General features: G+C 71.2%; 1 protein-coding gene and 1 pseudogene. Both read left to right on the forward strand.

Annotated elements, in window-relative coordinates:
- The coding region (locus tag NS184_RS18550; RefSeq protein WP_193750582.1) for a TetR-like C-terminal domain-containing protein at nt 1-294 on the forward strand (294 nt) is incomplete at its 5' end.
- Nucleotides 295-452: 158 nt separating this feature from the next.
- Nucleotides 453-720: pseudogene (locus NS184_RS17155) on the forward strand (cellulose synthase); the annotation flags it as partial.

Consider the following 720-nt stretch of genomic DNA (forward strand, 5'->3'; position numbering starts at 1 on the left):
GCCGGGAGGCACGGTGCACGTCCGGCGCCGGCGTCACCTCCCGACGGGCTCCCGGCCGCCATCGGCGACGCCGTTGCGTACGTGCGCGAGCGGGGGATCGCCCCGGACCTGCCGGACGAGCTCGTGCTCCGGATCCTGATGGCGTGGACCACGGTGTTCGGGGTCGTCTCGTTCGAGCTCTTCGGGCACACGGTCGGAGCGGTCTCCGACGACGCGGTGTACTTCGACCACGTCGTGGCGCGCCTCGCGGACGACCTCGGGATCGGCGATCGCCGCACCACGGGTGTCGGCTGACAGCGGACCCCTCCCTGCGGTAGACAGTCCTGTACGCGACCACTCACCAGGTCGCGCCAGCAGGGGTGGACCCTCCCGAGGGAAGGACGTGGATGAGCGCGCTCGACGTCAGCCGGCAGGACCGGCGCCGACTCACCACGGGCACCCCGCGTCGCCGCATGGTCGCCGTGCGCACGGTGGCCCTGCTCGCTTCCGTCGCCGGTGTGAACTACATCGTCTGGCGGTGGGCGGCGTCGGTGAACTGGCACTCGTGGTGGATCGCGGTGCCGCTCATCCTCGCTGAGACGTACAGCGTCATCGACTCGCTCCTCTTCGCCTTCGGGGCGTGGCGACTCCGCGAGCGGGGTGAGCCACCGACGCCGCCGGGCGACCACGTCACCGTCGACGTCTTCATCACGACCTACAACGAGCCGGTCGACCTCGTCC

The sequence above is a fragment of the Curtobacterium luteum genome (assembly GCF_001475545.1).
GTDB lineage: Bacteria > Actinomycetota > Actinomycetes > Actinomycetales > Microbacteriaceae > Curtobacterium > Curtobacterium luteum_A.